The sequence below is a fragment of the Rhodanobacter sp. FW106-PBR-R2A-1-15 genome, assembly GCF_058789735.1.
This window is the reverse complement of the sequence record NZ_JBYTEM010000011.1, coordinates 90,890-97,108: the sequence shown is the minus strand read 5'-3', so window position 1 is coordinate 97,108 and position 6,219 is coordinate 90,890. Positions and strand designations below refer to the sequence as shown.

At 68.2% G+C, this 6,219-nt stretch carries 5 protein-coding genes; all 5 read left to right on the top strand.

What is annotated here, in order from left to right; translation table 11 throughout:
- Positions 1-161: 161 nt before the first annotated feature.
- Positions 162-1,250 (top strand): prephenate dehydratase, encoded by a 1,089-nt coding sequence (gene pheA / locus AC3WTD_RS08220; RefSeq protein ID WP_027491707.1) that lies wholly within the window; start codon positions 162-164, stop codon positions 1,248-1,250.
- Positions 1,247-2,557: a 3-phosphoshikimate 1-carboxyvinyltransferase gene (gene aroA, locus AC3WTD_RS08215; protein ID WP_492613496.1), complete on the top strand. Its 1,311-nt coding sequence runs from the start codon at positions 1,247-1,249 to the stop codon at positions 2,555-2,557. Before pheA ends, aroA begins: the two co-directional genes overlap by 4 nt.
- Positions 2,558-2,610: 53 nt before the next feature.
- Entirely contained in the window at positions 2,611-3,390 is a 780-nt protein-coding gene (gene kdsB, locus AC3WTD_RS08210) for a 3-deoxy-manno-octulosonate cytidylyltransferase (protein ID WP_492613495.1), read from the top strand.
- Positions 3,391-3,640: 250 nt separating this feature from the next.
- Complete coding sequence (gene uvrC / locus AC3WTD_RS08205; protein ID WP_492613494.1) at positions 3,641-5,482, top strand: excinuclease ABC subunit UvrC; 1,842 nt, start codon at positions 3,641-3,643, stop codon at positions 5,480-5,482.
- Between the two features lie 72 nt (positions 5,483-5,554).
- Entirely contained in the window at positions 5,555-6,166 is a 612-nt protein-coding gene (gene pgsA, locus AC3WTD_RS08200) for a CDP-diacylglycerol--glycerol-3-phosphate 3-phosphatidyltransferase (RefSeq protein ID WP_027491711.1), read from the top strand.
- Positions 6,167-6,219: the final 53 nt, after the last annotated feature.

The following is a 6,219-nucleotide window of genomic DNA, read 5'->3' as shown; positions in this document are numbered from 1 at the left end:
GACTGTTTCATGTGAGCGAGTCCGGGCGTGTACCGGACTCGCGACAGAAGAAAACCACAGGAGGTGGTTTTCTTCACAAGCGCTGAGCGGACGCGGACGATGTTTTACGGCAAGATGCCGCTTCATCATTTGGACTTCCATCCATCCAGGCGGCTGAACGCATGACCGATCCCAAGACCCCGTTGAGCGAGATGCGCGAGCGCATCGACAGCATCGACCGGCAGATCCAGCAGCTGATTTCCGAACGCGCGAACCACGCACGCACGGTGGCGAAGGTAAAGGGCGAGGGGCTCTCCGCGATCGACTACTACCGTCCCGAGCGCGAAGCCCACGTGCTGCGCATGGTGGTGGACCGCAACCAGGGACCGTTGTCCGACGTCGAGATGGTGCGGCTGTTCCGCGAGATCATGTCGTCCTGCCTGGCGCAGGAAGACCCGCTGAAGATCGGCTTCCTCGGTCCGGAGGGCACCTTCAGCGAACAGGCCGTGCGCAAGCATTTCGGCCATGCCGCCTATAGCCTGCCGCTGGGCAGCATCGAGGAGGTGTTCCAGGAAGTCGCCGCCGGGCACGCCGACTTCGGCGTGGTGCCGGTGGAGAATTCGGGGCAGGGCATGATCCAGGTGACCCTGGACATGTTCCTCACTTCCGCGGCCACCATCTGCGGCGAGATCGAGCTGCGCGTGCACCAGTGCCTGCACTCGCGCAGCGGCAGGCTGGAGGACGTGCGCCGCATCTATGCCCATGCGCAGTCGCTGCAGCAGTGCAAGACCTGGTTGCGCATCAACCTGCCCGAGATCGAGTGCATTGCGGTGTCGAGCAACGCCGAGGCGGCGCGACTGGCGCTGCATGCCGACGATGTCGCGGCGATCGCCGGTGAAAGCGCAGGCAAGGTCTACCGGCTGAAGACAGTGGCGCAGGGCATCGAGGACCGCGCCGACAACACCACCCGCTTCCTGGTGATCGGCCGCACGCTGTTCCCGCCCTCGGGCAACGACCGTACTTCGCTGCTGGTCACGGTGAACGACAAGCCCGGCGCGCTGTACGACGTGCTCAACCCGTTCGCGAAGCACGGCGTCAGCCTGAACCGGATCGAATCGCGGCCGGCGCATACCGGCAAATGGCAGTACGCGTTCTTCATTGATGTCTCCGGCCACATCGACGATCTCGCGCTGCAGGCGTCGGTGCAGGAGATCGGTACGTCGGCGGCAACCATCCGCGTGCTCGGCTCCTACCCGGTAGCGCTGCCTTGAGCGGCCGCCTGGACTGGAGCAGCCGGCCCGGTGGCCCGCTGCGCGGCAGCGTGCGCGTGCCCGGCGACAAGTCGGTGTCGCATCGCGCGCTGATGCTGGCGGCGATCGCCGAGGGCGATTCGCGCATCCGCGGCTTTCTCGAAGGCGAGGACACCCGCGCCACCGCCGCCGTGCTGGCGCAGCTCGGCGTGCGCATCGACACCCCGTCGCCCGGCGAGCGCGTAGTGCACGGCGCGGGCCTGCACGGCCTGCGCGGCACCACGCAGGCGCTGGACTGCGGCAACGCCGGCACCGGCATGCGCCTGCTGGCCGGGCTGCTGGCAGGGCAGGCGTTCGACAGCACCCTGGTCGGCGACGCCTCGCTGTCGAAGCGGCCGATGCGCCGCGTCACCGACCCGCTGGCGCTGATGGGCGCGCGCATCGACACGCAAGGCGGTCTGCCGCCGCTGCACGTGCATGGTGGCCAGTCGCTGCACGGCATCCGCTACGAGCTGCCGGTGGCCAGCGCGCAGGTGAAGTCGGCATTGCTGCTGGCCGGCCTGTATGCCAACGGCGATACCGAGATCATCGAGCCGCATCCGACCCGCGACTACACCGAACGCATGCTGGCCGCGTTCGGCTGGCCGATCGCGTTCGCGCCAGGCCGGGCGAAACTTTCCGGCGGCCATGTGCTGCGCGCCACCGATGTGGAGGTGCCAGCCGATTTCTCCTCGGCGGCGTTTTTCCTGGTCGCCGCGAGCATCGTACCCGGCTCCGAACTGCGCCTGCCCGCGGTGGGCCTCAACCCGCGCCGCACCGGCCTGCTTGAGGCGTTGCGCCTGATGGGCGCGAACATTGCGATCGAGCAGGAGCGCGAGGCGGGTGGCGAGCCGGTGGGTGACCTCGTGGTTCGCCATGCGCCGCTGCATGGCGTCGAGCTGCCCGAGGCGCTGGCGCCGGACATGATCGACGAGTTTCCTGCGTTATTCATTGCCGCCGCCGCCGCCGGTGGGACCACGGTGATCCGCGGCGCGGCCGAGCTGCGGGTGAAGGAGTCTGACCGCATCGCCACCATGGCCGCCGGCCTGCGCACGCTCGGCGTGGCGATCGAGGAAACTCCGGACGGCGCGGCCATCCACGGCGGTCGGCTGGGCGGCGGCACGGTGGAAAGCCATCTGGACCACCGCATCGCGATGAGTTTCGCGGTGGCCGGCCTGGTTGCCGCCGGGCCAGTGCGGATCAACGACTGCAGCCACGTCGCCACTTCGTTTCCCGGCTTCCAGGAACTGGCCAACGGCTGTGGCTTCGCGCTGCAGGTTGCGCCGTGAATCGGCCACGCGCAGCACTGCGCTAGGCTTGCCGCCTGACCCAAGGATCACCCATGTCAAACGCGGTACCCCCGTTCATCGTCGCCATTCCCGCCCGCTACGGTTCGACCCGGCTGCCGGCCAAGCCGTTGCGCGTGATCGGTGGCGTGCCGATGGTGGTGCGCGTGGCGCAGCGCGCGATGCAGGCCGGCGCCCGTCAGGTGGTGGTGGCGGTGGACGATCGCCGCATCGCCGACGCGCTGGCCGGGCAGGAAGGCGTGGACGTCTGCATGACCCGCAGTGACCACGCCTCGGGCAGTGACCGGCTGGCCGAGTGCGCCAGCCACTACGGCTGGGCCGCTGACAGCATCGTGGTGAACCTGCAGGGCGACGAACCGTTCGCACCCGCCGCCGGCATCCGCGCGGTGGCGCAGGCGCTGGCCGGCGACGACGCGCCAATGGCCACCCTGGCCACGCCGATCATCGACGCCGAGGAGCTGTTCGACCCCAACGTGGTGAAGCTGGTGCGCGCCGCCAACGGCCGCGCGCTCTACTTCAGCCGCGCGCCGCTGCCGTGGGCGCGCGATGCGTTCGCCATCGACCGCCACGCGCTGCCGTCCGGTTCGCCGTTCCTGCGTCACATCGGCATCTATGCCTACCGCGCAGGCTTCCTCGAGCGCTACAGCCGCCTGTCGCGCACGCCGCTGGAGCAGACCGAATCGCTGGAACAGCTGCGCGTGCTGGAGCATGGCCATGCGATTGCGGTGCGGCTGACCCCGGAGCCGTTCCCGCCCGGCATCGACACCGAGGCCGACCTGGAACGTGCGGAGCAGTGGCTGCGCACGCGGCATTGAGAGCCTGCAGAACAAACTCTCGAGCCGGCCGCGAGTCGGCCGCACCCGTGCATGATTCGCGTGAGCGAGTCCGGACAAATCCGTCAGCAACGGATTTGAACAGCCACCGGCCGGCCCGCAGGAGGCATGCCGTGGATGGCATGCATGTGCCGGACTCGCGACGGAAGAAAACCACAGAGAGTGGCTTTTTTCACGGGCCTTGAGCCACCACATCGGACGGGTCGCCCTCCGCACCCGTTAGAATCCCTTCATGCAGTCCGCGCAACCACCCCCCTTCGACGGCAAGGCCTTCGTCCGCACGCTCACCACCTCGCCCGGCGTCTACCGCCACTTCGACGCAGCCGGCGAGCTGCTCTACGTGGGCAAGGCGGGCAACCTCAAAAAGCGCGTCGGCAGCTATTTCCTGAAGCCGCGGATGGAACCGCGCATCGCCGCGATGGTGGCGCAGATCGCCCGCGTCGAGATCACCGTGACGCGCACCGAGGGCGAGGCGCTGCTGCTGGAATCGCAGCTGATCAAGTCATTGAAGCCGCGCTACAACATCCTGCTGCGCGACGACAAGAGCTACCCGTACATCTATCTTTCCACCGGCGAGGACTACCCGCGGCTGGCCTTCCATCGCGGCGCGAAGAACCTGCCGGGGCGCTACTTCGGGCCGTACCCGAGCGTCTACGCGGTACGCGAAAGCCTCAACCTGATGCAGAAATTGTTCAAGGTGCGCCAGTGCGAGGACAGCTATTTCCGCAACCGCACGCGGCCGTGCCTGCTGTACCAGATCGGCCGTTGCAGCGCGCCGTGCGTGGGGCTGATCAGCGTGGAGGATTACCGCAACGACGTGCGCCATGCCGAGATGTTCCTAGAAGGGCGCAGCAACGCGGTGATCGACGAACTGGCCGAGGCGATGGAGCAGGCCAGCAAGGCGCTGCAGTTCGAGCGCGCGGCGAAACTGCGCGACCAGGTGGCCGCGCTGCGCCAGCTGCAGGCGCAGCATCACGTGCAGGGCGCTAGCGCCGACATGGACGTGCTCGCCTGCCGCATCGAGGCGGGCATGGCCTGCGTCAGCGTGCTGTTCTTCCGCGACGGCATCAGCCTGGGCACGCGCGACTTCTTCCCGCGCTTGCCGCTGGATGCCGAGCCGGCCGACGTGCTGGCGCAGTTCATCACGCAGTACTACCTGGATCGGCCGGTGCCGCGCGAGCTGATCCTGGGCGAGCCGCTGGCCGATCAGGAGATCCTGGCCGAGCTGCTCGGCCAGCAGGCTGGCCATGCGGTGGAGCTGAAATCCAGCGTGCGTGGCGAGCGAGCACAGTTCCTGCAGATGGCCGAACGCAACGCGCAGGCCTCGCTGACCGCGCGGCTGGCCAGCCGGCAGACCCTGGGCACGCGTTTCGACGACCTGCAGAAGGTGCTGGGACTGGACGAGTCGCCACGCCGCATCGAGTGCTTCGACATCAGCCACACCATGGGCGAACTGACCGTCGCCTCGTGCGTGGTGTTCGGCCCGGAAGGACCGGAGAAATCGCACTATCGCCGCTTCAACATCACCGGCATCACCCCCGGTGACGACTACGCGGCGATGCACCAGGCGTTGACCCGGCGCTTCCGCAAGCTGGCCGAAGGCGAGGGTGCGCGTCCCGACGTGCTACTGATCGACGGCGGTAGCGGGCAGGTGGCGCAGGCGCTGGGCGTGCTGAGGGAACTTGGCGTCGACGGCATCGAGGTGGTCGGCGTGGCGAAGGGGCCGGGCCGGCGCGCCGGCGAAGAGACACTGGTGCTCGCGCGGCTCGAATCGGGAAGTCCCGGGCGCGAGTTGCACCCGGGCTCGTCGTCGCCAGCGCTGCACCTGGTCGCGGCAGTGCGCGACGAGGCACACCGTTTCGCCATCAGCGGCCACCGCAAGCGGCGTGAGAAGGCGCGCGAGCACAGCGTGCTGGAGGACGTACCGGGTATCGGCGCGCGTCGTCGTTCCGCCCTGCTGAAGGCGTTTGGCGGCATGCAGGGACTGGAGCGCGCCGGTGTCGAGGAGCTGATGCAGGTCAAAGGCATCGACCGCGGCCTGGCCGAACGCATCTACGCCAGCCTGCACGGCTGATCGCCCACGCGCATTCACTCGGCAGTGGCGCGCCGGCATGCGAAACTGCACAGCAAACCATCGGGACGAACCATGCACATCAACCTGCCGACCTGGCTGACCCTCTTCCGCGTTGCCTTGCTGCCGGTGATGGTGGTGGTGTTCTACCTGCCGTTTCCGGGGCACAACATCACGGCGGCGGTCGTGTTCCTGCTGGCGGCGATCACCGACTGGCTGGACGGCTACCTGGCGCGGCGGCTGAACCTCACCTCGGCGTTCGGCGCGTTCCTCGATCCGGTGGCTGACAAGCTGATGGTGACGGTGACGCTGTTCCTGCTGGTCGAGTCGCACCGCGGCGGTTGGTCCGGCATCCTGATGGCAGTGACCGCGGCGGTGATCGTGGGGCGCGAGATCAGCGTGTCGGCACTGCGCCAATGGATGGCCGAAATCGGCATGCGCGCCACGGTCAAGGTCGCCTTCATCGGCAAGCTGAAGACCACGATGCAGATGGTCGCGCTGGTGGTGCTGATCGTGCAGCACGAGAAGGCGGCCGAGGCGCTGCGGCTGTACCACATCGGCGAGGCCCTGCTGGTGGTTGCCGGCATACTCACGATCTGGTCGGGCCTGTACTACCTGCGCGCCGCCTGGCCCAGCCTGAGCGCGGACGGGGCAGGCGCGACGGCGGCCGGCAAGGATGGCGCCTGAGCTGCGCGGGCTTGACGATCCGCATTCACGTATTAGAATGCGCGGCTCCGATG

Bases quoted from the DNA above. Each gene is read 5' to 3' on its own strand.
- pheA (WP_027491707.1), top strand. From the start codon at position 162: ATGACCGATCCCAAGACCCCGTTGAGCGAGATGCGCGAGCGCATCGAC.
- kdsB (WP_492613495.1), top strand. From the start codon at position 2,611: ATGTCAAACGCGGTACCCCCGTTCATCGTCGCCATTCCCGCCCGCTAC.
- uvrC (WP_492613494.1), top strand. From the start codon at position 3,641: ATGCAGTCCGCGCAACCACCCCCCTTCGACGGCAAGGCCTTCGTCCGC.
- pgsA (WP_027491711.1), top strand. From the start codon at position 5,555: ATGCACATCAACCTGCCGACCTGGCTGACCCTCTTCCGCGTTGCCTTG.